Annotated in this window: 20 protein-coding genes and 1 riboswitch; of the genes, 13 read left to right on the plus strand and 7 right to left on the minus strand. The window is 45.2% G+C overall.

Annotation, left to right across the window (positions count from 1 at the left end; all coding sequences use genetic code 11):
- Positions 1-159 precede the first annotated feature (159 nt).
- Positions 160-1,071: a DUF1002 domain-containing protein gene (locus AE2B122_RS06030; RefSeq protein WP_175073380.1), complete on the plus strand. Its 912-nt coding sequence runs from the start codon at positions 160-162 to the stop codon at positions 1,069-1,071.
- 15 nt (positions 1,072-1,086) lie between these two features.
- Positions 1,087-1,473 carry a RidA family protein gene (locus AE2B122_RS06035; protein ID WP_095219202.1) on the plus strand — a complete coding sequence of 129 codons (387 nt, stop codon included), beginning with the start codon at positions 1,087-1,089 and terminating at the stop codon, positions 1,471-1,473.
- 35 nt (positions 1,474-1,508) lie between these two features.
- Here the strand turns inward: AE2B122_RS06035 and AE2B122_RS06040 are convergent, their stop codons facing one another.
- Positions 1,509-2,732 carry an MFS transporter gene (locus AE2B122_RS06040; RefSeq protein ID WP_095219203.1) on the minus strand — a complete coding sequence of 408 codons (1,224 nt, stop codon included), beginning with the start codon at positions 2,730-2,732 and terminating at the stop codon, positions 1,509-1,511.
- A 234-nt stretch (positions 2,733-2,966) separates the two neighbouring features.
- Between AE2B122_RS06040 and helD the strand changes: the two genes are divergently transcribed.
- Positions 2,967-5,276 carry an RNA polymerase recycling motor HelD gene (gene helD / locus AE2B122_RS06045; protein WP_175073381.1) on the plus strand — a complete coding sequence of 770 codons (2,310 nt, stop codon included), beginning with the start codon at positions 2,967-2,969 and terminating at the stop codon, positions 5,274-5,276.
- A gap of 35 nt (positions 5,277-5,311) precedes the next feature.
- On the opposite strand, the gene AE2B122_RS06050 is transcribed toward helD, so the two are convergent.
- Both AE2B122_RS06050 and AE2B122_RS06055 read right to left on the minus strand, forming a co-directional pair.
- The gene (locus AE2B122_RS06050) at positions 5,312-6,745 is read right to left on the minus strand and encodes an anion permease (RefSeq protein WP_175073382.1); all 1,434 of its coding nucleotides are present in this window, start codon (positions 6,743-6,745) and stop codon (positions 5,312-5,314) included.
- 306 nt (positions 6,746-7,051) lie between these two features.
- Positions 7,052-7,912: an NAD(P)-dependent oxidoreductase gene (locus tag AE2B122_RS06055; RefSeq protein WP_095268216.1), complete on the minus strand. Its 861-nt coding sequence runs from the start codon at positions 7,910-7,912 to the stop codon at positions 7,052-7,054.
- Positions 7,913-8,015: 103 nt separating this feature from the next.
- Here AE2B122_RS06055 and AE2B122_RS06060 point away from each other — a divergent pair, with 103 nt between their 5' ends.
- The 3 genes from AE2B122_RS06060 to AE2B122_RS06070 all read left to right on the plus strand — a co-directional run bounded on the left by AE2B122_RS06060 (position 8,016) and on the right by AE2B122_RS06070 (position 10,977).
- On the plus strand, positions 8,016-9,014 hold the full coding sequence (locus AE2B122_RS06060; RefSeq protein ID WP_095219207.1) for an LLM class flavin-dependent oxidoreductase: 999 nt from the start codon (positions 8,016-8,018) through the stop codon (positions 9,012-9,014).
- A gap of 63 nt (positions 9,015-9,077) precedes the next feature.
- Positions 9,078-9,189, plus strand: a riboswitch (SAM riboswitch).
- A gap of 103 nt (positions 9,190-9,292) precedes the next feature.
- Positions 9,293-10,312, plus strand: coding sequence for an LLM class flavin-dependent oxidoreductase (locus AE2B122_RS06065; RefSeq protein ID WP_095268217.1), 1,020 nt, complete (start codon positions 9,293-9,295; stop codon positions 10,310-10,312).
- Between the two features lie 74 nt (positions 10,313-10,386).
- Complete coding sequence (locus AE2B122_RS06070; RefSeq protein ID WP_095268218.1) at positions 10,387-10,977, plus strand: NUDIX domain-containing protein; 591 nt, start codon at positions 10,387-10,389, stop codon at positions 10,975-10,977.
- 38 nt (positions 10,978-11,015) lie between these two features.
- On the opposite strand, the gene AE2B122_RS06075 is transcribed toward AE2B122_RS06070, so the two are convergent.
- Together AE2B122_RS06075 and AE2B122_RS06080 are read right to left on the minus strand one after the other, a co-directional pair.
- The gene (locus AE2B122_RS06075; protein ID WP_095268219.1) at positions 11,016-12,245 is read right to left on the minus strand and encodes an aminopeptidase; all 1,230 of its coding nucleotides are present in this window, start codon (positions 12,243-12,245) and stop codon (positions 11,016-11,018) included.
- 52 nt (positions 12,246-12,297) lie between these two features.
- Positions 12,298-12,804, minus strand: a complete 507-nt coding sequence (locus AE2B122_RS06080; RefSeq protein ID WP_175073383.1) for a hypothetical protein — start codon at positions 12,802-12,804, stop codon at positions 12,298-12,300.
- A 107-nt stretch (positions 12,805-12,911) separates the two neighbouring features.
- Here AE2B122_RS06080 and AE2B122_RS06085 point away from each other — a divergent pair, with 107 nt between their 5' ends.
- Positions 12,912-13,664, plus strand: coding sequence for a 2OG-Fe dioxygenase family protein (locus AE2B122_RS06085; RefSeq protein WP_095219212.1), 753 nt, complete (start codon positions 12,912-12,914; stop codon positions 13,662-13,664).
- 20 nt (positions 13,665-13,684) lie between these two features.
- Complete coding sequence (locus tag AE2B122_RS06090) at positions 13,685-14,194, plus strand: GNAT family N-acetyltransferase (protein ID WP_095268221.1); 510 nt, start codon at positions 13,685-13,687, stop codon at positions 14,192-14,194.
- Positions 14,195-14,200: 6 nt separating this feature from the next.
- On the opposite strand, the gene AE2B122_RS06095 is transcribed toward AE2B122_RS06090, so the two are convergent.
- On the minus strand, positions 14,201-14,749 hold the full coding sequence (locus AE2B122_RS06095; RefSeq protein ID WP_175073384.1) for a histidine phosphatase family protein: 549 nt from the start codon (positions 14,747-14,749) through the stop codon (positions 14,201-14,203).
- A gap of 119 nt (positions 14,750-14,868) precedes the next feature.
- Here AE2B122_RS06095 and AE2B122_RS06100 point away from each other — a divergent pair, with 119 nt between their 5' ends.
- From AE2B122_RS06100 to AE2B122_RS06120, 5 genes are all read left to right on the plus strand, one after another.
- Positions 14,869-15,834, plus strand: coding sequence for a ring-cleaving dioxygenase (locus AE2B122_RS06100; RefSeq protein ID WP_175073744.1), 966 nt, complete (start codon positions 14,869-14,871; stop codon positions 15,832-15,834).
- Between the two features lie 190 nt (positions 15,835-16,024).
- Positions 16,025-17,818, plus strand: a complete 1,794-nt coding sequence (gene ade / locus AE2B122_RS06105) for an adenine deaminase (RefSeq protein ID WP_371809502.1) — start codon at positions 16,025-16,027, stop codon at positions 17,816-17,818.
- Between the two features lie 139 nt (positions 17,819-17,957).
- Positions 17,958-19,280, plus strand: coding sequence for a Na+/H+ antiporter family protein (locus AE2B122_RS06110; protein WP_175073386.1), 1,323 nt, complete (start codon positions 17,958-17,960; stop codon positions 19,278-19,280).
- 62 nt (positions 19,281-19,342) lie between these two features.
- Positions 19,343-20,743, plus strand: a complete 1,401-nt coding sequence (locus AE2B122_RS06115; RefSeq protein ID WP_175073387.1) for an amidase — start codon at positions 19,343-19,345, stop codon at positions 20,741-20,743.
- 182 nt (positions 20,744-20,925) lie between these two features.
- On the plus strand, positions 20,926-24,480 hold the full coding sequence (locus AE2B122_RS06120) for a 5'-nucleotidase C-terminal domain-containing protein (RefSeq protein ID WP_254593433.1): 3,555 nt from the start codon (positions 20,926-20,928) through the stop codon (positions 24,478-24,480).
- Between the two features lie 42 nt (positions 24,481-24,522).
- Here AE2B122_RS06120 and nhaC read toward each other — a convergent pair whose 3' ends face one another.
- Entirely contained in the window at positions 24,523-25,920 is a 1,398-nt protein-coding gene (gene nhaC / locus AE2B122_RS06125) for a Na+/H+ antiporter NhaC (protein ID WP_095268227.1), read from the minus strand.
- Positions 25,921-26,020: the final 100 nt, after the last annotated feature.

Below are 26,020 nucleotides of genomic sequence, written 5' to 3' on the forward strand. Positions count from 1 at the left end.
AAAGAATCACATTCGGTTAAGTAAGGGGATTTTAGTTATGTTCTAGCCTTTTTTTGTATGTCCGCCTTTTCTGCTTGTTAGGATAATGCTTTATTTATTCCTGGAAAAGCTTATAATGGGGAAAGCAAGACCATAATGAAGAAAAGGTGGATCATTTCCATGAGAGGGTTAACCAAATGCATAGCGGCTTGTTTCGCAGTTGCTTTGATGTTCAGCTTTACCTTTTCCGATGTTGTATCCGCAAGTACAGGAAAGAACACGGATAGTATCAATGAAAAATTCGGTTTGCCGATTGTTGTAGTTGGAGATTCATTATCAGAAGCACAAAAAGAACAAGTCAGAGAAGACCTAGGTGTTACAAATACGGATAATATAGAAGAAATTCCGGTTACAGCCGATGATATCGTGAAATACATAAATGGAGATGCTAATTCCAGAATGTATTCTTCGGCGATGATCACAAGAGAAGATGAGGGACATGGGTTGGATGTCCAAATCGTTACACCTGACAATATTACGCAGGTGACGGTAGATATGTACAAAAATGCTTTGCTGACAGCTGGTATTGAGGATGCGACAGTAGAGGTAGCTTCCCCGGTAAAGGTTAGCGGCCATTCTGCTTTGACAGGCATTTACAAAGCGTACGATACAGCAGACGGTAACCTCGATCCGGAACGGACAGAGGTAGCCAATGACGAGCTGGATCTTGCGACAGATTTAGCGCAGAAGGAAGGCTTGGATAACGAGAAGGTTACCCAGCTCTTAACGGATATCAAACAGGAAATTGCCGAGCAAAATCCTGCAACTCGGGAAGATGTCGAGCAGATTGTAACAGATCAGCTGAGCAAGCTGGAAATCAGCCTGAGCGATGAAGATCGTCAGCTGCTTATTGACCTCTTCGATAAAATGCGGGAACTGGATATCAATTTCGATGGCGTGAAATCACAGCTTGATGACATCGCTACTACAATCCAGGACAAGATCGATGAAGTGGCCGGTAATGATGGTTTCTGGCAAAGTGTGAAGGATTTCTTCAAGTCGATAGGTGACTTCTTCAAAAATCTGTTTTAAATAGGAGAGATATGTATGCGCAATATCATTCAAACTGACAAAGCACCACAAGCAATCGGACCTTATTCCCAAGCGGTTGAAACTGCAGGAACTGTCTATATTTCCGGTCAAATTCCATTGGATCCGGCAACAGGAGAAATGGCACAGACGATTGAGGAACAAACAGATCAAGTGATGAAAAACCTGGCTGCAATCTTGGATGAAGCCGGATTATCATTCGATCAAGTTGTCAAGACAACGATCTTCCTTACATCCCTGGATGACTTTACAGCTGTGAATGAAGTATACGGACGTCATTTGTCCGAGCCATTCCCGGCACGTGCAACAGTAGAGATTTCCAAACTGCCTAAAGGGGCGAATGTTGAAATCGAAGCGATTGCCGTCCGAAGCTTTAATATGTAAGAAAAAAAGATTGCCGAACATATCGGCAATCTTTTTTAAATGGAAGAGGTTCGTGTTTTTGCACGAGCATTCCGGATGTGAGCAGTGAGCAAGGTAATGCCGCAGATAATGAGCAGCGCACTTGTCATGTAAAATACTGCTGAAAACCCGAAGTAACCAGCCATCATACCGCCAAGTATCGGACCGATGAAGTTTCCGAGGAACCGGAGGCTGTTATTATATCCGAGTACTTCTCCTTGCATCGTAAGCGGAGCTGCTTGTCGGATATAGGCTACTCGTAAAGGAATGATTCCACCGATCGCCATGCCGAGGAGCAGGCGGACGACAGCGAGTTCCCAAACAGAACCAACCAAAGCGCCAGGTATATAAACGATCCCAGCAGCAAAAATAAGTCCAATCAGAATCTTCACATACCCGATACGGTCGCCAAGCTTCCCCCAAGTCCTTGTCATGAGCAGATTGCCGAGACCGGCCGCTGAAAATGCGATACCAGAGTAGAATGCGATATTCTCAGGTCCGTGTAGCTCTTGTACATACAAAGAAAGTATCGGCTGAACACTGAAGTTGGCAATCTGAATCAATGAACTTAAGATGAGTACAACTAATAAAATCGGGTCACGCAGAATATGCGCCAGCACTTCTCTTGAGGTGTAGTGTGACTTTTCGCCTTTTTGAATCTTGACCGGATATTCCTTTGTGCCGAAAGTGACCAAGATGGCAGAGGTGAAGACACTTATCGATACAAGCAGGAAAGTGCCATGGAAGCCGATACTGTCTGCAAGAATTCCGCCAATCAGCGGGCCAAAAAGCATACCAGTGATACTACCGGTTTGTAAGGTGCCAAGTACTCTTCCTGCAATGTGGCTAGGTGTTTGTGTCGATATGAATGCTTGAGATATACCGATAAAGCCTGTAAAGATTCCCATGAATACACGAAGCATGAATAGCTGCCAAACATTTTCGGTGAATCCGAGCAGGAGAATGGAAACCCCCATGCCGAAGGAAGATATGATCAGAATCAACTTTCGTCCATGCCGGTCGCCGAGTTTCCCCCAGAAGGGCGAACAGATGAATGCGGTAACAAAAGTTACCCCGAAAATGATACCTGACCAACTCTGAACCTCCCGTTCAGATAATGTGCCGAATGATGAAATATATAAGGACAGAAATGGCATGATCATACTCAGGCTCGCCGAAATGAAGAAGTTGGCAAACCACATGATAAACAAATTACGCTTTGCGAGCTGTTCGTCTGTCATGAATGAAAAACACTTCTTTCGCGTTAATATTTCGATTCCCTAACTAATTATACACACGAATAGAAAGGATATGCAAAGGGATAGCCTGGAAATAACCGGATAGAGAAAAATTGCAGGGGAACAATGAACATGGTAAAATAGAGGATGTTCTGCTAATATAACATAATTTAGCAAACCATTTAAAATTATACAATATTTATATATAAATGTCAATTGTTTTGGAGGGACTTCGCTATGACAGAAGATGAAAAGGATTTGAAGGACGAACAAGCCCGTGTGGCCAGCGTTCAAGAGACGATTGAAAAGAAACGAGAAAAAACAGCAGGGTTAATACAAGGTCTGAGAGAAAAAGTAATCGATCTGCGTAAGAACTTCTGGGAGGATGTAACGGTAAACCTGGATGAAGCGGATGATGTGAATGAAACACAGGCTAGCTTGAAGCAGCAAGCAGAGCTTTTAGGTGAACGAGAGCGGACACATCAGCAGATTCATAATGAAGTGAAGACGCTGGATCGATTGCAGCGCAACCCTTACTTTGGTCGTATTGATTTCAGGGAAGAGGGCGCTGATCACGACGAAGAAATCTACGTAGGCTTAGCGAGTCTGATGGATGAGAAAGAAGAGGATTTCCTTATTTACGATTGGCGTGCACCAATCTCCAGTATGTATTATGATTTCTCACCTGGTGGTGCTTCATATGAAACGATCGAAGGTAAGATACAAGGGGACATGACACTTAAACGCCAGTTCATCATCCGTAACGGAAAGCTAGAAGCCTTGTTCGATACTGGAGTAACGATTGGCGATAGCCTGCTGCAGTACGTTCTAGGCGGTAACGCAAGTACGGAGATGAAAAGTATCGTAGCTACGATTCAGAAAGAGCAGAATCAAATCATCCGCAATGAGTCGGCTGCTAATTTAATTGTACAAGGAGCAGCAGGCAGCGGAAAAACATCGGCTGCACTGCAGCGTGTTGCGTACTTGCTCTATCATTATCGTGATCGCATCACAGCTGAAAATATTGTGCTGTTGTCGCCGAACCCGCTGTTCAACAGCTATGTCTCCAATGTCCTGCCAGAGCTTGGCGAAGATAATATGAAGCAAGCCACTTTTTATGCACATATGGATGCTCAGCTGGAAGGCAGAGAGACAATCGAGACACCATTCGAACAAATGGAGTATATGCTGCTTGCTTCCGGAGAGGAAAAAGAGCAGCGACTGGCTGGGATTCAGTATAAAGCAAGTCTTGATTTCAAACGGTATATCGATGACAAGCTGGAAGAATTCAAACAAGCTGGGCTTATCTTCAAAGATGTCAGCTTCCGTAAGCAGCGCATCGTGAGTAAACAGGAAATCCAATCTCATTTCTATAGTCTATCCAATTCTTTACCAATTTCGAATCGAGCAGAGCTGACCGCAGCTTGGATCGTAGAAAAGCTGCAGCTTTGGGGTGAGTGGGAAACAAGGAAAGATTGGGTGCGGGAAGAAGTAGAGCTGATGGAGAAGGAAGACTATGTCCAAGCCTTTTCCGAGCTTCAAAAGAAAGACCGCACAGATACAGATGACTTTGAGGAGAACAAGCAGGAAGAAGAGATCCTTCGCAAGTGGGTTGTCGAAAGGAAGCTTCGCCCGTTGATCAAGAAAGTACGTAAGCATGCTTTCATCAATGTGAAAAAGTCTTACCTGCGTATGCTGACAGCTGAAAGACGACCGGAAATGCCAGCATCATGGACGGATCTTTATGAAACAACCAAGAAAAATCTTATTCGCAAGTACATGAATTGGGAAGATGTGACGCCATTTGTCTATTTCCGTGATAAGGTGCTTGGTGATCGTTCGGATAAAACAATTCGTTATGTGCTTATTGATGAAGCGCAGGATTATTCTGCTTTCCAATTCGCTTATTTACAACAGGCCTTCCCTAATGCGAGAATGACATTGCTTGGTGATATCAACCAAGCGATTCAGGCGCATGCTCTGACAGGGGAGAATGTACTCTCTGGTAATACAGCTGACAGCCATCGGATCGAGCTATGGCGCAGCTATCGTTCGACAAGACAGATAGTCGACTTCACGAAGGAACTCCTGGACCATGCCAAGCAAATCCAGCCATTCAACCGGGATGGAGATCTTCCGACGCTGACGAAAGCGAATGGTGAAACGGAAAGACGCCGGCTAGTCCTGGAGAAAATCCGTTCTTTGCAGGAATCAGGTTATGAAACAATTGCAGTTATCGCTAAGACAAGCAAAGAGAGCAAAGAAGCGCATAACTGGATCAAGGAAGAAATGGAAGCTGATCTGATTACTGAGACAACTTCCCAATACAAAAAAGGTTTATCGGTTATTCCGGCTTATTTGGCCAAAGGTATCGAGTTCGATGCGGTTATACTGTATGATGTCTCAGATGAGGCGTATGGCCATGAATCGGAACGCACTTTACTTTATACAGCTTGTACACGAGCGATGCATGAATTGCATATGTACAGCGTTGGCAACTTGAGTCCGTTTATCGAAGCAGCAGATTCTGCTACTTATACAAGCTAATAAAAAAAAGGAATCCATAAGGATTCCTTTTTTTTTTACCATAGACCAATCAGTTTCCACCATAGTCCGCCGATACCGATCCAGACGATCAAGTGAATGATGGAGATGAGGAAGCCGAGCCCCCACCATTTTTGCTGGGTGACGAAGCCTGCGCCAAAGAATACCGGTGCAGGACCACTGCCGTAGTGTGTCAGACAGCCGAACAAGTTACTGAAGAAAGCTAACAATAGGGCTGACAATAATGGCGGCGCACCAGCTGCAACAACTACTGAAAGAAAGGCTGCGTACATGGCGCTCACATGTGCTGTGTTACTCGCAAAGAAATAATGAGAGTAGAAATACACGATAGCCAATACAAGCAATGCGACAGGCCATGAAAGTGTACTTACAACATTCCCCATAATATCACTGAACCAAGGTACAAGGCCAAGTTCGTTCAAGTAATTCGCCATCATAACAAGTACAGCGAACCATACGAGTGTATCCCATGCACCTTGCTCTTGTTTGATATCAGACCAAGTCAATACTTCTGTCAGCAATAGAACGACAAGTCCGATGAATGCTGCTGTCGTAGAGCCGATTCCGAAGCTTTCGCCGAAAATCCACAATACAAGGAGAAGCAGGAACACGCCGATCATATACCATTCAGAACGCTTTAGTTTACCCATGCTTTGTAATTTCTCTGTCGCCATTTCAGTCGCCTTCGGTGTTTCCTTGATTTCTGGAGAATACAGCTTGAAGATGACGAAAGGAATAACAATCAAACTGATGATACCAGGCACGATGGAAGCAAGAATCCAGCTTCCCCATGAGATTGATTGACCAGTAACACTCTCAGCAGCAATGGCTGCCAATGGGTTTGCTGCCATTGCTGTCAGGAACATTGCTGAAGTGATCCCGTTTCCTTGGTAGGATGCAAAAGTCAGGAAAGAACCAATTTTGCGCTCTGTACCATCACCGCTTTTAGAACCATATGAACTTGATAATGACTGGATGATTGGGAAAATGATACCGCCGGCACGAGCAGTATTAGATGGCATGGCCGGTGACAGAATCAAGTCACTGCCGATCAACGAGTAAGACAAGCCTAAAGTCTTTTTACCGAATAGACGCACGAACAAATAGGCAATTCTGGACCCGAGACCAGTTTTGATGAAACCTCTGGAAATAAAGAACGCAATGACGATGAGCCAGATTGTACTATTCTGGAATCCGCTCAACGCTTCTTCTAGTCCGAGTGTCTTCGTCAAAACGATAGCCGTCAGCGAAAGGATAGCGACACTGCCCATTGGCATCGGTTTAATGATCAGACCGATGATCGTAGCGACGAAGATAGCAAATAAATGCCATGCTTCTGCTTGTACACCATCTGGTGAAGGGACGAACCAAAGAATTACGCCGATCAATACAGTGATTAGGAGCGGAATCCATTTGACCTCCCGTTTTGGTTTGTTAGATGAATCAGCCATGATGAAGACCCCTTTAGAAAGTTATTAAATTAATAAAACCATAATTATCTTAGCATAAAAATATTGATATGAAAGTATTCTGCTAGTAGAGTGCCTGTTTCTAACTGATTAAAAAAATTTAATAAACCAAACAGATGATAATGATTATAATTTGGTGAAAATATGCAAAAAAATTACTTCACATGAATTAAGTACCTTATGCCTACATACCCTGTACATATTGTTAATATGCCAATGTTAATTAAAAATAATAGATGAGAATAAAAAAAGAATCCGAAAAAATTCGGATTCTTTGTCTAATATGTGTCAATCTCTTGCTAAAAGTGCATAAACGGCAGCGACATCCTGTTTGCCATAGCCGTTCTTTTTCGCTAATGCATACAGTTCTTTAACACTGTTTGTCATCGGAAGAGGAGCGCCTGCTTCATAAGCTGTTTCGGAAATCTGCTGCAAGTCTTTGTATGCATGCTCCAGAGGAAATTGCGGATCAAAGTTCTGCTGGAGAATCGTATCCCGTTTCCCAGCTTGGATATCACTTGTCACAGGCAGGGCGAGCAATACATCCATCAGATGCTCCCGATCAAGACCGACTGCTTCCCCAAAGCTGATTGCTTCAGATAAACCAGTCAGAGACTGAACAAGCAGCATATTCACTGCAAGCTTAGTAGATGAGCCATTACCATTGACGCCCATATGCTGGATGCTTTGTCCCATTTTCTCAAGCAGCGGGGTGATCTCTTTAACATCTTGTTCGTCTCCGCCAACTAGAAAGTGCAGTTTACCTTGCTGCGCCGGAGCCTTTGAACCTGATACGGGTGCATCAACAAAACGGATATGATGCGCACGAGCAGCTTCAGCCATCTCTTTTGTGAACGCAGGTTTTACGGTACTGACATCCACCCACAAACTATTTTCCTTCATGCCGCTGAAAAGTCCATCTTCCCCATAAGCAACTGCTTGGACAGCAGCTGGGTCTGTCAGCATCGTAAATACGATATCAGCTTGTTCCCCGACTTGCCGTGGCGATTCTGCCCAGTTAGCACCTTTATCCAATAGTGCTTGGGCTTTTTCTTTTGTGCGATTAAAGACTACTAATTGTTCGCCTTTTTCGAGCAGGTTTGCTGCCATGTTTTGTCCCATGATTCCTAATCCGATAAATCCGATCATTTGAGCACCATCCTTTTTATTCGGTCATTTCTAGCATACAGAAAAACGGATTGTTTTTAAAAGTCTTTCGCACAGGATATGATACAAAGAAGGAGTGGGTAGAATGAAGCTTAGTATATTGGATCAATCCCGAATCAAAGAAGATGGCAATGCGGCAGATGCATTGGAAGAAACAGTGCGGCTGGCAGAGCTCGCTGATCAGCTTGGGTATACGCGCTTTTGGGTGTCCGAACATCACGCTGGCAGCTTGGCTCATAGCAGTCCAGAGCTTCTGATGGGGCATCTTGCTGCCAAAACATCCCGCATCCGTATCGGATCAGGCGGTGTTATGCTGCCTCATTATAGTGCGTATAAAGTGGCTGAAAATGCAAGATTGCTCGAAGCACTTCATCCAGGAAGGATCGACCTTGGGATCGGGAGGGCTCCTGGCGGTATGCCAGCCGCAAAAAGGGCACTGCAGGAGCATAAGGCTGTACCGGAGGATTGGTATGATCGGCAAATACGTGATTTGCTTCATTATTTGGATATAAGAAAAGAAGAAAAGCATCGCTTCGGAGATCTGGTAGCGATGCCGAACATTAACACTGCTCCGTCTGTCTGGCTCCTTGGCGGAAGCGCAGGCAGCGCTGGTCTTGCTGCATATCATGGAATCGGGTTTGCTTATGCCCAATTCATACGTGGAGATAAAGATGCAGCAGTGCTGGATGTGTATCAGAAAGCCTTCCAAGAAGGGAAGCATCAGCCGCAAATGATGGTAAGTCTGTTTTTATTCTGTGCGGAGACGACAGCAGCTGCACAAGCGCTGGCGAAAAGTCATGAAGTTGCATCGCTGCTTCAGGAACAAGGGAGACCAGTCAAAGGGATGCTGCGCCCGGATAAGGCAGCAGACTACAAAATGTCTCCTTATGAAAAAGAGCGTCTTGAGGACAATCGTCCTACCATGGTAATTGGGACACCAACTGAGGTGCTGCAGCAGCTTGAAGAGCTGGAAGACTATTACGGCGGGGAAGTTGAGTTCATGCTCACCAGTCCAGTTTATGAAGAGAAAGCAAGACAAGATGGGTACCGTCTTTTGATGGAGGCACATCAGCGTAAGCAATAGCAGTTATTCTGTTTGAATCAGACACTGCTAATCTGGTATAGTAGGAAGTACAATTCATAAGAAATCTTATAACGAGTGGTGGAGGGAAAGGCCCGATGAAGCCCGGCAACCCACTGTAGGAGGGCAGTCCTGCAGGAAGGTGCTACGACCTGCAGCAAAAGCTGCGTGATAAGATGACGACGGCTGCAATACAGAGCTTCTTCTCATCGAAGAAGCTTTTTTAGTAGAATCGATGTGTCGTTCGGTAGGATTTCCTATGTGCAAAAGGAGTAATAACAATGAAATATGCATACTGGCAGCCAGTTTCAAGCAGCTGGCTGCGTCATGTGGAAGATGGAGGACCGCTTAGCCTGTCAGATGTGAAGGAAACTGCGCATACGGCTGAAAACTTAGGATTCGATGCGGTCTTCCTGCCAGACACCTACCTATACCAAGGAAAAAATGCCGGTCAGCAGCTGAACTTTTGGGAAGCTGCTGGCGCTATTGCGGAGGCAACCGATAAATTGCACATTATGGCAGCAGTCCGGCCAAGCATCGATCAGCCTGTGGAAGCAGCGAGACAGGCAGTAATGATTGATCAGATTAGTAATAGCCGTTTTTCACTAGCGGTCGTTTCTTTCTTACGTGAAGAGGAGCAAAAACGCCTAGATGGTGATATTGCAGGATCAGAGGATTTCTATATGCAAACAGAGGAATTCTTTGAAGTGCTGCGCGGAGTTTGGACAGCTAGCAGTTACACATATGATGGCTTGTACTATCAAGTACAGCATGTCGATTATTTACCGGCAGGCAAGACCAAAGAGATTTCGCCATTATATGCTGGTGGAGAAAGCGACTATTTACGGCAGACAATTGCCGAGACATGTGATGCATATGTAATGAAAGGCGGCTCTGTACAGGAAGTGGCCAGTATGATCGCTGATATGCAGATTCGTCGTGAGGCAGCTGGCAAATCTCCATTTACCGAATTCGGTATGACAGCTTATGTCATTTGCCGTGAAACGGAGGAAGAAGCCTACCAGGAATGGGAAAGAATTACCGGCGGAGATTACGAATCATATGTAACAGAGGAAGAGCTGGCACAAAAAAGCAAAATTAGCGATGATGCTGTTTCTGCAAGAGGGCTTCGGCCGCATCTGGTTGGTACCCCGTTACAAATTGCACAGCGGATACTTGCATACGAGCACGCTGGTGTCAGTCTTTTGCTGCTTCAGTTTTCGCCGCATATGCAGGAGATGGTGCGGTTCGCGAACGAAATCATGCCACTAGTCGAGGAAATGCGCGATAACTCGATCTGATTGGAAATATACGGTAGACAAGCCTGAAGATATCGCTTACATTAGTAAAAAAGGAATAAGTATGGGGGCAAAACATGGAGCTATTGACGATTTTCGATGAGCAGCATCGGGAGCTTGGGGTGAAAGAAAGAGAGGAAGTCCATCGTGATGGAGACTGGCATGAGACTTTCCACTGCTGGTTTATAGAACATGATGGTACAGAACTATACATTTATCTACAGCAACGTTCTTTCAATAAAAGTGAATTTCCCGGGAAATACGACATTACCGCAGCTGGTCATCTGGAAAGCGGCGAAACGCCTGTGGTCGGAGGCTTACGTGAAGTGCAGGAAGAATTGGGTGTTATGCTTCAAGAGAGCGATCTTTTTTATAAAGGAATCATTCAAGAAGAATTATTCGCCAAAAATTTAGTCGATCGGGAGTTCTGTCACCAATTCTTCTACTACTTAGAGGAACTGCCAGATATTCTTTTAAACGAAGAAGTGCTACAAATCGTACGGATGCGTGTAAATGATTTGGAAAAGCTCGTCGAGGGAAAAGCGGCAAGCGTAGAAGCGGAAGTTGTTGCAGGAGCTCCACGTCAGCGGATCGATGTAGCGAATGATGAACTGTGTCCTCATCAGCTTGGCTATTACCGAGAAGTACTCATGATTTGCCGTACATAGCAAAAGGAGCAGCGTTACGCTGCTCCTTTTCTGTGTCTTTAAAAAGCCCAGTTTCCATTTTCGAAGATAGCTTCAGTTGTTCCATCTGGCGTTTCGCCTGTGATGGATAATTCTCCGGAACCAACCATGAAATCAACATGGGTCAGACTGTAGTTAAAGCCTATTTCCATAAATTCTTCTTTTGATTTATTGCGAGCATCCTTTACGCACATGCCAATCGCTTGGCCAAGAGCCAAATGACAGGAAGCATTCTCATCGAATAAAGTATTATTGAACACGATCCCAGACTGAGAAATAGGCGACTGGTGCGGTACTAGCGCAACCTCTCCAAGGAATTGTGCCCCTTCGTCTGTTTCAAGCAAATTCTTCAATGTTTCATAGCCTTTTTCCGCTGTGAAGTCTACCACTTTTCCTTTCTCAAAGGTAAGGGAGAAGTTCTCTAGCAAAGTTCCTGCATAATTCAATGGTTTTGTGCTGCTAACTGTTCCGTTTACTCCTGTCTTTACAGGAATGGTAAATACTTCTTCTGTAGGGAGATTCGGGATATATGTAGAGCCATCTTCTTTCATAAATTCGGCGCAAGTCCAGAAGGAATCAGGATGCAGTTCAATTGTCAAATCTGTTCCAGGTCCCTTATAATGCAGCTTGCGATAGTTACGTGCATTTAAATGGTCAGCATTCTTTTTCATAGCTGTAACATGCTGTTCCCACAGCTCAACTGTATTTTCCTTATCAGAGCGAGTTGTGAAGAAGATAGCATCCCATAGCTTGTCGATAGCTGACTGGCCTTGTGAATCAGGGAAAACAGATTCGGCCCATTCTACAGTTGGCACCGATGCAATTAGCCAGTTCACACGGCCATTCGTTTTGTGGGCTTGATAGCCTTGTCTGGCAGCGCCCATTGCTTTCGTATAACGGGCAACTCTAGCAGAATCGATTCCCTCAAAGAGAGATGGATTCGGTGTTTTGAGCTCCAGGAAAGCAGTATCGGCTGCTGCTAGTTCTTCATACACACGGCCGCGGAATGGAGTGAAGTAATCCAAATCATCTTCTTTTGCAAGCTTCACTTTTGCTTTTGTAATGTTATCATCCTGATAATCGACAATAACATCACGTAAGCCAGCTTCGTATGCTTTCTGAGCTACCACCTTTGTAAAAGGAGCAGCAGCTAGATCGGCTACAATCATCAAATCCTGTCCTTGCTTTACTTTCAAGCCGATATGCAGCAGTAGCTCGGCGTATTTTTCTAATTTCTGTTCGAATTGCATTCAAAATCCCCCTTTAATCATACTATCTTCATATTTTACCAGAAAATTATGACTAGAGCCGATACTCGAGCGAGAATTTTGCGATCGGCTCAAAATGGGCCGAATGCTTGATATGGCGAGGGAAGATCCAGCGTCTGGATAGCTGTTTCCGGGCACTGGTCAAATCGGTTCTGGCACCGCTCCAGAATGCCTGCCATACAAACTTTGTGCAATAATTCCAAGCAGGGTCTGCCAAGGCGCGGCTAAAACGGTATCCTTTCATCAAGCTAATGGAACGTTCAGCCCACTCTGCTGCACCAGACGGATCTATTTTTGGCCGGAGCAGCGTGATTGTACCGCCATGATGGTGACGGGACAGGTATGATCTCAATGATTCGGTGATACCGCCAGATGGATGTGCATGAAAAATTCGTCCATCGCTTCCGACGATACCGACATGACTGAAGAAGTAGGTGGAAGGACCGATCGAGCTGTATAGTACATCACCGGCCTGCAGCAGCTTCTGAATAGTAGAAGCTGTCTGAAAGAGCTTCTCAAATTCTGCTTTGGATTTTCTCATTTAGGTCACTCCTGTTCAAATGTCGCAAAATCGCAAACGAAAGCATGTTCCTTTATCTCTGCATGTATTATGATAGAGAAAGATTAAAGATTTGTGGAGGTTTAAGCATGAACGCATTAGAGAAACAAGGGTACAGCATATATGACTTACAAAAGGATTTGGCGTATGAGGGGATGGAACAGGATTTAGCTGAAATACAGGCTGTTTTCGATACACTGCCGGCAGACAGCTATGCCTTGGATTTAAATCGTTACCGCCGCTATTCACGGGCAATCATATTCGACAAAGATGGCCGTTTAGAATGGCTGCCTGGTATTGAACGTGAAAACGGAAGCATGGCGCAGTATTTCCAAGGACGCTTCAATCCAGAGTACGTCGATTCCTACCGTGAATTTCCATCCCTTCCGGATCATATCCTGGAAAATAAATTATTACAGAAAATCATCATGCACGATTATCACGAAACTTTCTGGCGTAAAGAAGATCTAATTCTGCCAGTACATGCAGGCATTCATTTCGTAAAGCTGGAAGTGACAGAAGATGGACAAGAGGGCGTATCTTCGCCTAACCTGATTCATCAGGATGGCGAACCATTTACATTTGCTCATCTTATTAAGCGCGATAACGTTGTTGGAGGTCTTAACATCATTGCGACTCCCGCTTGTGCAGGAAAGCTGCCGAAAGATGCAGACTCCAGTCAATTCCATGAAAGCTTTGAAATCCATAAGCCATTGGAATCCTACGGAGTACATGACGAGGCAGTCAGTCATTATGTCAGCCCAATCAAAAAAGGGGAAGCGGATCGCCCAGGTGTACGTGCGATTCTATTGATTGATTTCCAGCCAACTGTATTAGCTTAATTCCAAAAGGGGGGATCAAGATGACAGTTACCATACGTGAAGCAGGAAAAGCTGACTGTAAGAGAATCGGAGAGATCAGTATGCTCAGTTGGCAGTCTTCCTATAAGCATATATTACCGGCTGACTATTTGGCAGCAATTTCTCAGGAAGATAGAGCAAATCGATTTGAAAGGGTGCTTGCATCCGGATCCTTACTTCTTGTAGCAGTAGCAGAGGAAACGATTGTCGGCTTTATCAGCGGAGGCAGATGCCGGGAAAGTGTTCATCCTGATTACGATGGAGAGGTATACGCAATTTATCTTGATCCCAATTATACGAAGCGCGGGATTGGAAAGCTGCTTATGCAATCATTGGAGAAGCGGCTTACAGCGGAAGGGATGACGGGTGTCGTCGCTTGGATGCTTGTCGGCAATGAGGCGCGGCATTTTTATGAAGGCTTAGGCGGAAAGAAAATTGCCGAAGATAAACTTCAGATTAATGGAGCCTCTTATCCTGAAATCGCATATGGATGGAAAATAGCGGACAGATGATGTCCGCTATTTTTGTATGGATAAAGGCTCGGCTTGTATGTATTGCTGCCCATCAAAGGTAAGCTTCCAAATAGCCGGCATCGGCAGCTGTTTCCAGAAAGCATAATCGAATTGATTGTCATAATGACCCATCGTCAGCACCATCAGATTTCCATGCGTTCCGATGGCGACCCGTTTACCAGGATAAGCAGTGAGTATATCTTGGAGGGCATCAAGACCTCTTTTTCTCGCAGCTTTGTTCGATTCTCCACCTGGAAACTGATATTCTTCGTATGACCATAATCGATCCATAGCTTCCTGAAAATCATCAACCGGATCAGCAGCAATTTGCCGCTCTCGCAGTCTTTCATCCAGCATAGCAGTAGAAGCATCACTCACAATTGTTTCCCAAGCGCGCCGATAGGGACTTGAGATATATGAGTCTACTTGTTCAGCTGCTAATAACTTCTGAACTATCTTCGCATCACTGTAACCCTTTTTAGATAATGTCCGATTTCGTTCATCAGGTGTATAAATGGTATGCGCATGACGCACAAGATAAAGTGTTGTCAGCATAATTCTCCTCCTTCATTTTATTCTACCAATAATGGAAGGGGCGATTTGCATTTTTGTTTGAACTAAGTTACATTTTGTAAGTAACTAATAAATTGTATGTTTAGGGGGCGAAGCAGATGATGGAGCTTCACGGTATTCACCACGTTTCAGCCATAACAGCAAACGCAGCGAATAACTATGATTTTTATACAAGAATAATGGGGATGCGCCTTGTCAAAAAGACAGTCAACCAGGACGATACGTCAATGTATCACCTTTTTTATGCTGACAAACTTGGCAGTCCGGGAACGGATTTGACCTTCTTCGAAATTCACCGTGCTGGTCGCACGTATACTGGGAATAACAGCATTTCCCTTACATCTTTGCGTGTCGCATCAGATAAAGCAATTCATTATTGGGCAGAGCGCTTAGAAGAATATGCTATCCAGTCACAAGAAATTGAACTGCAGGGACGAAAGGTTCTTTTCTTTGAGGATCCAGAAAAGCAGCGGCTTATGCTCGTTTCTGATGAACAGAACGAAGGCGTAACAGCAGGCGTTCCTTGGGAAGGTACCAATGTTCCGGCGGAATTTGCCATCATTGGACTTGGACCAGTTAAGCTGACTGTACCAGAACTTGCACCGACAGAGCGGGTCTTGCTTGAATTAATGGGATTCCGCAAAAAAACAGAGGCCATGCTTACTGATGGTACGAATCTACATATCTACGAAGTTGGCCAAGGCGGCACAGGCGCTGAAATAATGGTAGAAGTAGTACCTGGATTACAGCGAGAGCGCCCCGGACGCGGAAGTGTACACCATGTAGCTTTCCGTGTGAAAGACAGGGAAGAATTGGAGCGAGCGAAGAAAATCCTTTATGCAGCTCACTTGCCGAATTCTGGACTGGTAGACCGTTATTACTTCCAATCACTATATTTCCGGGAACCGAATGGTATTTTGTTTGAGCTTGCAACAGATGGACCTGGATTTGCTACGGATGAAAATCCGGATGCCTTAGGTGAGACGCTGGCACTTCCGCCGTTTCTCGAAGATGAGCGGGAGAGTATTGAAGCAAGACTGACACCGCTTGATACGAAAAAGAGATAACAACCGGAAACCGCCTCTGAAGGCGGTTTCTTTTGGTATCAGGGTTGACGCGTATAGCTGATGTATGATTCTATATATAGAAATAAATGCGTATAGGAAAGAGAGTTTCCCGAGCCTGAGTTCCATGGTGCCGGGCATTTTTTTACACGTTTATGGGCATAACGTATAAGGATAATAGGAGTTGAACACAGTGGGGAAAAGAACGAAATTATTTGAAGCGGCAAAACGATTGGGTGAGGTTGCATTAGGAAAGCGTCCCGCTGATTTAATTATCCGAGATGGAGTGCTAGTCAACGTATTCACAGGAGAGCTGCTGGAGCATACCGATGTTGTCGTTTCAGGTGATCGGATAGCATTAGTCGGTAAAGCAGTGAAAGAGCATGAAGGACCGGACACAAAAGTGATAGAAGCAAATGGACAGCACATCGTACCTGGTCTTATCGACGGCCATATGCATGTGGAGAGTACGATGCTTTCCGTGACGGAATTTTCCAAAGCAGCACTTGCAAAAGGGACAACGACGGTATTCATGGATCCCCATGAGATTGCGAACGTATTCGGTATTGAGGGCGTTCGTTATATGCACGAGGAAGGGCAGCAGCTGCCTTTGAAAGTGTATACGACCTTCCCGTCATGTGTACCGGCTACTGATGATTTGGAAGATGCCGGGGCAAGCCTGACTGTGAAGGATATACAGGAAGGTCTAACGTGGGAAAATGTTCAAGGACTGGGAGAAGTGATGAACTTTCCTGGTGTAGTGCATGGAGACAGTAAAATGCATGGCGAAATAGCTGAGACGATTAAAGCAGGGAAGACAGTTACCGGTCATTTCCCTTCAGAGGATCCATATGCGCTGCAAGCATATATCGCAGCAGGTGTTACATCAGATCATGAAACGATCGCCAAAGAAGATGCATTAGCTAAACTTCGTGCAGGTTTACATGTACAGATTCGCGAGGGATCAGCATGGCGAGATGTGAAAGAAGTTATTAAGGTAATCACGGAGTATAAAGTAGACACACGCAATATTTCGTTAGTGACGGATGACGTTTATCCGGAAACGTTGATTACAAAAGGACATATGAACCACGTTGTCCGCCGAGCAATAGAGGAAGGGCTTGATCCTGTAACAGCAATCCAACTGGCTACGATTAACTCAGCTCGATATTTTCATATGGAAAATGACATCGGCAGCATCAGTGCCGGTAAATTCGCAGACTTGCTTCTTATAGAAGATTTGCAGCAGATGGAAGCATCCCTTGTTATCGCAGACGGAAGCATCCAGTTTGAAAATGGAGAGCTGCAGCAAGCGTTCCCTGCGTACATATATCCGGATGCTGTGCGAAGTTCCGTTCATCTGGCGCGTGATATGAAAGCCGACGATTTTCTTCACCGTACAGATCGTCCTGATGGCGATGTGAAGGTAAATGTCGTCAAAGCAATTGAAGGAAGTGCGCGGACAGAGAAGATGACAGCCACTTTGCAGGTGCAGGATGGAGCAGTACAGATTGATAAGGAACAGGATATTATCCATTTAGCGTGTATCGAGCGGCATAAAGGAACCGGACAAATATCCAATGTTTTTGTCCATGGCTTCCAATTCCAGCATGGAGCAGTAGCTTCGACAGTGGCGCATGATAGTCATAATCTGCTTGTCATGGGTGTAGATCGCGAAGATATGGCTATTGCAGCGAACCGTTTGGCAGAAATCGGCGGCGGACTTGTTGCTGTACGGAATGGCAAAGTTTTAGCAGAATTACCAATGCCGATTGCCGGGCTCATGTCTGACCAGCCATTGGAAACAGTCGTTGAACAAGTAAGTAATCTCGTGAAAGCCTGGGAAAACCTCGGGTGCAGCATAACAGATCCGATTATGACATTCTCCTTGATTGCCTTAGCAGTTATTCCGGAAATTCGAATAACAAACCGAGGTCTTGCAGATGTCACCACATTCGAATTGATTGATGTAGTTATAACGGATTAATGAGAGGAAACCAGCAGCAATGCTGGTTTTTCTTATGTCGAGAATTTTCCGATTACTCTCGAATTCATTGACAAAAAGTTGAAACATCTGTTATTGTACTTTAATACTTTACCATAATAAAGCGATGGAGGAATTTGAAGTGAACGCAGTTGTGATCGGTGTTGTTTTAGTACTTATACTAAGTTTATTACGAGTCAATGTAGTATTTTCCCTCATATGCGGTGCCCTCTTCGGCGGTCTTGTCGGCGGTCTCGGGATGGATGGCACATTAACCGCCTTTACTGACGGAGTTGGCGGAGGTGCTGAAGTAGCCCTCAGTTATGCGATGCTTGGCGGGTTTGCTGTCGCAATCGCAAGCACCGGTTTGCCCGAGGCAATGGTTCGCGGCATTATTTCTATTAGCGGCAAAAAAGATACTGACTATTCCAAGAAGCGTTCCAGGGCGCTTGTCTTAATTTTGATTTTGATCATGGCATGTTTGTCTCAGAATGCTATTCCGGTGCATATTGCATTTATACCGTTGCTGATTCCGCCTTTGTTGTCTATCTTGAATGATTTGCAAATTGACCGTCGGCTGACAGCGACTATTCTTACATTTGGGCTGGTGACGCCGTATATGGCATTGCCTATCGGTTACGGGGAAATATTCCAGGGTCTCGTAGCCAGTAATATTGCTTCAAATGGTTTGGAAGTAACAGCAAATCAAGTTACGAAGGCGATGATTCTGCCTGCATGCGGTATGGTAGTCGGATTATTGATTGCACTCATTACCTATCGAAAGCCACGTGTCTACGAAAAACGTGAGCTGCCTGTTCCAGAAGAAGTAAAAGATAAGTCTCAATTTAAAGTACGGACATTAATCTTTTCCATTTTGGCTATCGTTGCCGCATTGTCTGTTCAGATTTGGACGGACTCCATGATCTTCGGTGCACTTGCAGGTATCATTATCTTGTATGCAACGGGTACTGTGAAATGGAAGGAAGCAGATGCAATCTTGACAAATGGTATGCGGCTTATGGCATTTATCGGCTTCGTCATGATTGCTGCATCTGGTTTTGCGAATGTCATTGGGGAGACTGGCGATGTCGAAGGACTAGTGAAGAGTGCGGCGAATGCGATTAACGGCAGCCAAGCTTTAGGTGCCCTATTGATGCTAGTGGTCGGTCTTCTTGTAACTATGGGTATCGGATCTTCTTTTTCAACTATACCTGTTATCGCAACTATTTTTGTTCCATTGGCAGCAGAGTTAGGCTTCAGTCCGCTTGCCATTATTGCCTTAGTTGGAACAGCAGGCGCGCTTGGTGATGCTGGTTCTCCAGCATCAGATTCTACACTCGGTCCTACTGCAGGCTTGAACGCAGATGGTCAGCACAATCACATTTGGGACAGTGTTGTTCCAACCTTCTTGCATTATAATTTGCCGGTTATCGCACTTGGCTGGATTGCAGCAATGATTCTCTGACAGTTGAAGGCTGGACATGCTAGCGTTATGATACGTGTAGAGGATAAAAAGGGGCGATGACAGTGGAAGGCAAAACAGTACGTGATTTAGTGACGGCTATCAAATATAAGGAAATCTCACCAGTTGAGGTAGCTTCCTATTATTTGGATCAGACAGAGAGTAAAAATGGAGATATCAATGCGTTCGTTACCATGAATGATAAGTTGCTAGCAGAAGCGAAAGAGGCAGAAGCGGCAGTCATGCGCGGGGAAGAGACAGGACTGCTGCATGGTATTCCAGTCGGGATCAAAGATCTTACACCGGTAAAAGGTATGCGTACCACTTTTGGCTCACCAGCTTATAAGGATCATATCGCTGATCGGGACGCTACGATCGTCAAGCGTCTACGCCAAGCTGGTGCTTTGATCATGGGCAAGACGAACACGCCTGAATTCGGTCATAAAGGCACGACGGATAATATGGTATTCGGTGCGACTGTGAATCCTTGGGATCATTCCAAGACAGCAGGGGGATCCAGCGGCGGAGCCGCCGCAGCTGTTGCTGCAGGAATGGTGCCGCTGGCAGAGGGAAGCGATGGAGGAGGTTCCATTCGTATTCCAGCAAGCTTATGCGGCGTTTTCGGCTTTAAGCCGACATATGGCCGAATTCCGATGGATAACAATTTGGGGAATGTATTCGGATCCAGTTCTCCGTTCGTCAATCATGGACCGCTCTCGAATAATCCAGATGATAGTGCGCTTTTCCTTGAGGCTGTCCAAGGCCCGTCCACGACGGATCCTTTCAGTCTGCCGCTTTTAGACAGTCATATAGGTTCTTCTTACTTAGAGGAACAAGCCCAAGGTTTGCGTATCGCCTATACACCTGATTTCGGAATGTATGCTGTTGACCCGGAAGTAAGAAACGTTATCGAAGCAACATTCGATAATTGGCGGGCACTCGGAATGTCCGTTGAGATAGTAGATCTTAATTTTGATATGGATAGACATGAATTCAATGGATTCTTTACAAGCATGTGGTATGCGTCTTCCGCGGCAGGCAGCGCTAAATTGCTAGAAACCAATCCAGAATGGGTGTCTGATTCTTATCGCGATATGATCGAAAAGGGCAAGCCGTTGATGGCTTCGGATTATCGTGCGTATGAACGAAATCGCTCGACAGTCTGGAACAGGATGCAGACGGTGCTGCAGGATTATGACTTGGTGCTGTCACCGACTCTGGCGGTTCCAGCTTTCGATTATCAATTGTTAGGACCGTCTGTTATTGATGGGCAGCAAGTGAAAGAAGATGCAGACTGGATGATGACACATGCTTATAATGTGACTGGTCTTCCGGCGGCATCCCTGCCAGCGGGACTTTCACAAGGACGCTTGCCGATCGGCATGCAGCTAGCTGCTAACCGATTCCAGGATGCGCGTGTCCTTCGTGCAGCTAAGGCCTATATGGATGCCTATCCACTACGTTAAAAAAGCAGCTTCGGCTGCTTTTTTTTCTTTTTTGCTTCAAATATCCCAGTTGCTTTACAGAAAATTTACCAGAATCATGCCTATCCTCCTATATCAGGAAAACTAGATTCCCGCTAGTATGGTAGATGACGGAGTTCGCCAGTATTTGCCGAACTTACTAATATTTTGGGGGAATCATGTAGATGGGCAAAAAGGTAATATCTGTTTTTGCAATAGTCACACTTATTTGTTCTGGGATTTTGCCGAGCTTCTCTTCTGGCGTACAAGCTGCAGAACGTGCTGCGGCACCAATAGTATCGGAATACGTAGAAGGAAGCTCTTATAATAAAGCCATTGAGCTTTATAATCCGACAAACGAGCCAATTGATCTTAGTCAATTCGAGCTGGCAGGATATTTCAATGGTAATACGGAAGCAACTTCTACATTGACCTTGTCGGGAACATTGGAGGCTGGTGATACATATGTGATTGCCAACCCGCGTGCGGACGAAGCATTGCTTGCAGCAGCAGATCAGACGAACGGCAGTGTCATTAACTTCAATGGAAATGATGCAATCGCTCTCCAGCAGGATGGCGCCGTTCTGGATGTGGTTGGCGAAATCGGGAATGATCAGGACACAGCCAAGGATATCGGACTCATCCGATCTACTGACGTAACCGAAGGCAGCACAGTCTTCGTTTCAGAGCAGTGGGAGGTAACGGAGAAAGATACATTCGATACAATCGGCTCTCATGGACAAGAGCAGCCTGGTGAGGAACCTGAAGAAGAGCCAGAAGCAGGTACAGTCCAGCCAGTTGCGGAAGTGAAGGGCAAGACTGGTGAAACGGTAACAGTGGAAGGAATTGCTACAGCAGATAATGCAAGTATCGGCGGAGGGAAATTATCAACATTCCTTCAAGACGATACAGCTGGTATCAATATCTATCATACGGATGCAAGTGCTTTTCCTGACATTAAAGAAGGCGACCTTATTCGCGTTACAGGGGAAATTACGAGCTATAAAGGTTTGACCGAAATAGAACCAGCAGAAGATGGTATTACAATCGTTTCTGCTGACAATGACATACCTTCAGCTGAAGAGATGACGATCAGTCAGCTTCAGGATGAAACAACAGCCGAACCAGCAGAAGGAGAGCTTGTCCAGGTAGCAGGATACATCAAGGATATTCCGGATAATCCAGCTGGCGGTGGGTACAATGTTCAGTTCATCAATGAAAACTATGAATCTGTGACATTGCGTATCATGGAATCTGCTTTGGATGTTTCGGCTATTGAAGAAGGGAAATGGTACACCGTTACCGGTATCCTAAGCCAATACGATAGCTATCAGATCCTGCCTCGTAAGCAAGAGGATATGCAGGTAGCAGCAGAACAGCCAGAAGCACCTAGGACGGAAGGTACGTACAAAGCAGTTGTAGAATCTGTCACTGACGGAGATACAATCCGTCTCCAAGACTCTGTTTTAGGATCGGATCGTGTGCGTTTTGTAAATGCGGATACACCGGAGACATTTCATGCGATCAAAAATGATTTAGACCAGAACCAAATGGATCATGGAAAAGCTGCGTCAGATTATCTGAAGTCCAAGCTATCTGCCGGCGAAGAGATTACCCTTAAAGTGGGAGAAGAGCCGACAGATAATTATGGTCGTTTGCTAGCACAGGTTATCACAGATGAAGGCGAAAATATGAATCTCGAATTGGTGAAAGAAGGACTAGCAGTTACTTATTTCATCTCTCCAATCGGAGATACAAACGAATATGACACATTCCAGCAAGCTGTTGCGGATGCAAAAGAGCAGGAAAAAGGAATATGGAATCCTGAATCGCCACTGGAGGAATTGCCGTTTGAGTTCCGGGCCCGCTATGATGGCGGTGGTTTGGATAAATATGTTGGAAACTCAGATACAAAGGAATACGTAGTTCCAGCTGAATGGGAATCTATTCCTGTCGAGAAGCGAATCTTCTTCTGGACAGAAGAGGATGCTATTGCGGAAGGCTATACAGCAGCAGACGGTACGGAGCCTCCGGCAAATGAAGATAACCTGGCCGTACAGCTGCTTGGTATGAACGACCTTCATGGCAAGATTGATCAGCAATACGAACTCGATACAAACGAAGATGGTACGATGGATGGTACATTCGGCCGTATGGATTATACTGCCGCGGCTATCAAACAGCGGGAAGCAGAAAATCCGAATAGTTTGCTAGTACATGCTGGAGATATGATTGGCGGCAGCTCACCTGTATCAGCTCTGCTCCAGGATGAGCCGACGATTGAGATCATGGAAGCGATGGGCTTTGATGTCGGTACAATCGGAAACCATGAACTGGATGAAGGAACAGATGAGCTTTTGCGTATCGTGGAAGGCGGGGAGCATCCGAATGGAACTCCTGGCTATGATGGTACAAACTTTGCCACACTTTGTGCCAACTGTGTATACAAAGACAGCGGTGAAACGATTCTTCCTCCTTACAGCATTCAGGAAGTGGATGGAGAGAAAATCGGATTCATCGGAGTGAATACGACAGCATCACTTGGTATGGTCATGCCTGAAGGAATTCAGGACATCACCATTACGGATGAAGTGGAAGCAGTCAATAAAGCAACAGCAGAACTGAAGGAACAAGGCGTTAAGGCTATTGTTGTCCTGTCCCATATGCCAGCTGAGCAGAGTGGAAACAGCGCTACAGGTGATGCAGCCGACATGGCGAACGCAGTTGATGATGAGGTAGATATCATCTTCGCAGCCCATAACCACGCTGTTGTGAATGCGACTGTAGATAATAAACTAATCGTTCAAGCATCTGAGTATGGAAAAGCCTTCTCTGATGTGGATGTGGAAATCGATCGCGAAACAGGCGATATCGTATCCAAGCAAGCTGAAATTGCGTGGGCAGATCAATCCTCCTACACGCCAGATCCGACAGTGGGAGCTATATTGGCTAAATATGCTGAAGAAGTTGCACCTATCATGAACGAGGTTGTCGGTGTCGCTGCTAATACGATGACTGGCGGTTATGCTGTAAAAGGAGAAATAGGTGATAATGCACTTGGCAACTTGCTTGCTGATGGTATGAATGCAGCAATGAATAGTGATTTTGCTATGATGAATGGCGGAGGAATCAGGGATGACCTGTTGGAAGGTGATATCACCTGGGGTGAGCTCTTCAATATCCAGCCTTTCAATAATACGCTCATGACATTCGAAATCGATGGAGCAGATCTAGCGCCTATATTGAATGCTCAAATCACTTCCTACGGTCCGGATTACAGCATAAGCGGATTTACGTATACATGGAATGGAGAAACAAATCAGGTTGTGGATATCAAGCTTCCTGATGGTTCACCTATTGAAGAAGATAAAGTATACACACTGACAGTGAATAACTTCATGGGTACATCATTAGGTGATAAGTATCGTCCAATCAGCGAACTCGGCCGTAATCCTGTAATGGGACCAGAAGATCTGGAGGCAACTGTGGCATATGTACGCAGCTTCGAAATGGAGCCCATCAGCTATGAAGCAGAGGGACGTATTTCCGAAGTGAGCGGGGATACACCAACTGAGCCTCCTGTAGAACCAGAGGAGCCGCCAGTAGATCCGGAAGAACCACCGACTGATCCTGATCAGCCGGATGAAGATGATAAGCCGAATCATCCGATTGTTGATTTAGTCAAAGACATAATCGGAACTGTGTGGAATTGGGTGAAGAACCTGTTCTGGCGCTGGTAATGCAAAAACACCTTCAAGCAATAATTGCTTGAAGGTGTTTTTTTAGCTTTCGACTGCTGTTTTTTCTTTGTTGTACCAGATGAACTTCCCAGTATAGCCGTAGATGATAGCCAGTCCGATAGCTACAAAACTCAGCCACATGAAAGGTAAATAAGAGAAAGTGGAAACGCCCAGAATACCGGCCATGTAAATACCGTTATCCGACCAAGGCACCATCCCGGAAGTCAATGTGCCCCCGACTTCTGTGTTACGGGATAGGACACGACGATCAAGCTGCTGCCTATCGTACGTTTTTTCCATCATTTTAGGTGTCAGAATTAATGCAACATACATTGCACAGCCGAGGACATTGCCTAAGAATGCTACGATTAAGGTTGCAACTGTTGTATTACCTGCTGATACAAGTTTCTTTTCGAAAGTGGAAACAATCACTTGCAGGACACCGAGCTTCTCCAAAAGCCCCCCAAAACCAAGACCGAAGATGATAACCATCAAGGTATCGAGCATACCCAACACACCACCCCGGTTGAGGATGCCATCGATGAAATTAACGCCTGTGTCAATTGAGAAGCCGCTATAAGCGGTTCCTAGAGCTTCTGCAAAATTCATTCCCTGGAACAGGGATGCCCAGATTGCACCAAGAAGTGCACCTGTCACTATGACTGGCAAAGATGGTTTCTTCATTGCCAGCAACACAAGTACCACTACAGCTGGAATTAGCATGAGAATGCCAATATCAAAATTATCCATCAGTGCGGTTTTCAGCGAATCAACCCTTGCTTGATCGATATCTTCTCCACCGTAGATGAAACCGGCCCCTGTAAACAGAATAGCAGTGATGATAAACGCCGGAACGGAAAGGAAAAGCATAGCCCGCACGTGCTCAAGCACATCAACTTTGGATAAAGAAGATGCAAGTACCGTACTATCTGATAGCGGAGATAACTTGTCCCCAAAGTATGCTCCAGATAGGACAGCGCCGGCTACGAGCGGCAGCGGCATACCAAGTCCTTCTCCAATTGCCATCATGGCAATACCAGCTGTTCCTGCTGTTCCCCAAGATGTTCCAGTTGCAATAGACATGACAGCACAAATGATCAATGTTGCAAGCAGGAAGATACTTGGATGAATAAATTCAAGACCATAGTAAATCAATGTCGGCACAACTCCGCCAGCAATCCAGGTACCGATCAGTGTTCCCACGGCTACAAGGATTAATATAGCTTCCAGTCCATTTGATATTCCACCCATAATTGACTTTTGCAAATCTTGATACTTATGTCCAAGCCGTATGCCCAAAATGATGACAACAAACCAGGAGATGAAGAGAGCCAACTGAATTGGCAGGTCAAGATAGACTGTAAAAGATAATACTAGTGCTAGAAAGATGCCTAGTACGATGATGATTTGAGTTATTGATGGTAATCTTACTTCTTTCAAGTCCAGTCCTCCTAAAAAGATATTGAACCCGCTTACATATGAAAACGGATAAAAATGTGCAGCGCATACCGTTTTTTAAAAATCGGAACGCACGCACATC

The sequence above is a fragment of the Terribacillus sp. AE2B 122 genome (genome assembly GCF_902497585.1).
GTDB lineage: Bacteria > Bacillota > Bacilli > Bacillales > Amphibacillaceae > Terribacillus > Terribacillus saccharophilus_A.

Excerpts from the sequence above, each read along its gene's own strand:
- AE2B122_RS06030 (WP_175073380.1), top strand. The coding sequence starts at position 160 with ATGAGAGGGTTAACCAAATGCATAGCGGCTTGTTTCGCAGTTGCTTTG.
- AE2B122_RS06035 (WP_095219202.1), top strand. The coding sequence starts at position 1,087 with ATGCGCAATATCATTCAAACTGACAAAGCACCACAAGCAATCGGACCT.
- AE2B122_RS06040 (WP_095219203.1), bottom strand. The coding sequence starts at position 2,732 with ATGACAGACGAACAGCTCGCAAAGCGTAATTTGTTTATCATGTGGTTT.
- helD (WP_175073381.1), top strand. The coding sequence starts at position 2,967 with ATGACAGAAGATGAAAAGGATTTGAAGGACGAACAAGCCCGTGTGGCC.
- AE2B122_RS06050 (WP_175073382.1), bottom strand. The coding sequence starts at position 6,745 with ATGGCTGATTCATCTAACAAACCAAAACGGGAGGTCAAATGGATTCCG.
- AE2B122_RS06055 (WP_095268216.1), bottom strand. The coding sequence starts at position 7,912 with ATGATCGGATTTATCGGATTAGGAATCATGGGACAAAACATGGCAGCA.
- AE2B122_RS06060 (WP_095219207.1), top strand. The coding sequence starts at position 8,016 with ATGAAGCTTAGTATATTGGATCAATCCCGAATCAAAGAAGATGGCAAT.
- AE2B122_RS06065 (WP_095268217.1), top strand. The coding sequence starts at position 9,293 with ATGAAATATGCATACTGGCAGCCAGTTTCAAGCAGCTGGCTGCGTCAT.
- AE2B122_RS06070 (WP_095268218.1), top strand. The coding sequence starts at position 10,387 with ATGGAGCTATTGACGATTTTCGATGAGCAGCATCGGGAGCTTGGGGTG.
- AE2B122_RS06075 (WP_095268219.1), bottom strand. The coding sequence starts at position 12,245 with ATGCAATTCGAACAGAAATTAGAAAAATACGCCGAGCTACTGCTGCAT.
- AE2B122_RS06080 (WP_175073383.1), bottom strand. The coding sequence starts at position 12,804 with ATGAGAAAATCCAAAGCAGAATTTGAGAAGCTCTTTCAGACAGCTTCT.
- AE2B122_RS06085 (WP_095219212.1), top strand. The coding sequence starts at position 12,912 with ATGAACGCATTAGAGAAACAAGGGTACAGCATATATGACTTACAAAAG.
- AE2B122_RS06090 (WP_095268221.1), top strand. The coding sequence starts at position 13,685 with ATGACAGTTACCATACGTGAAGCAGGAAAAGCTGACTGTAAGAGAATC.
- AE2B122_RS06095 (WP_175073384.1), bottom strand. The coding sequence starts at position 14,749 with ATGCTGACAACACTTTATCTTGTGCGTCATGCGCATACCATTTATACA.
- AE2B122_RS06100 (WP_175073744.1), top strand. The coding sequence starts at position 14,869 with ATGGAGCTTCACGGTATTCACCACGTTTCAGCCATAACAGCAAACGCA.
- AE2B122_RS06120 (WP_254593433.1), top strand. The coding sequence starts at position 20,926 with ATGGGCAAAAAGGTAATATCTGTTTTTGCAATAGTCACACTTATTTGT.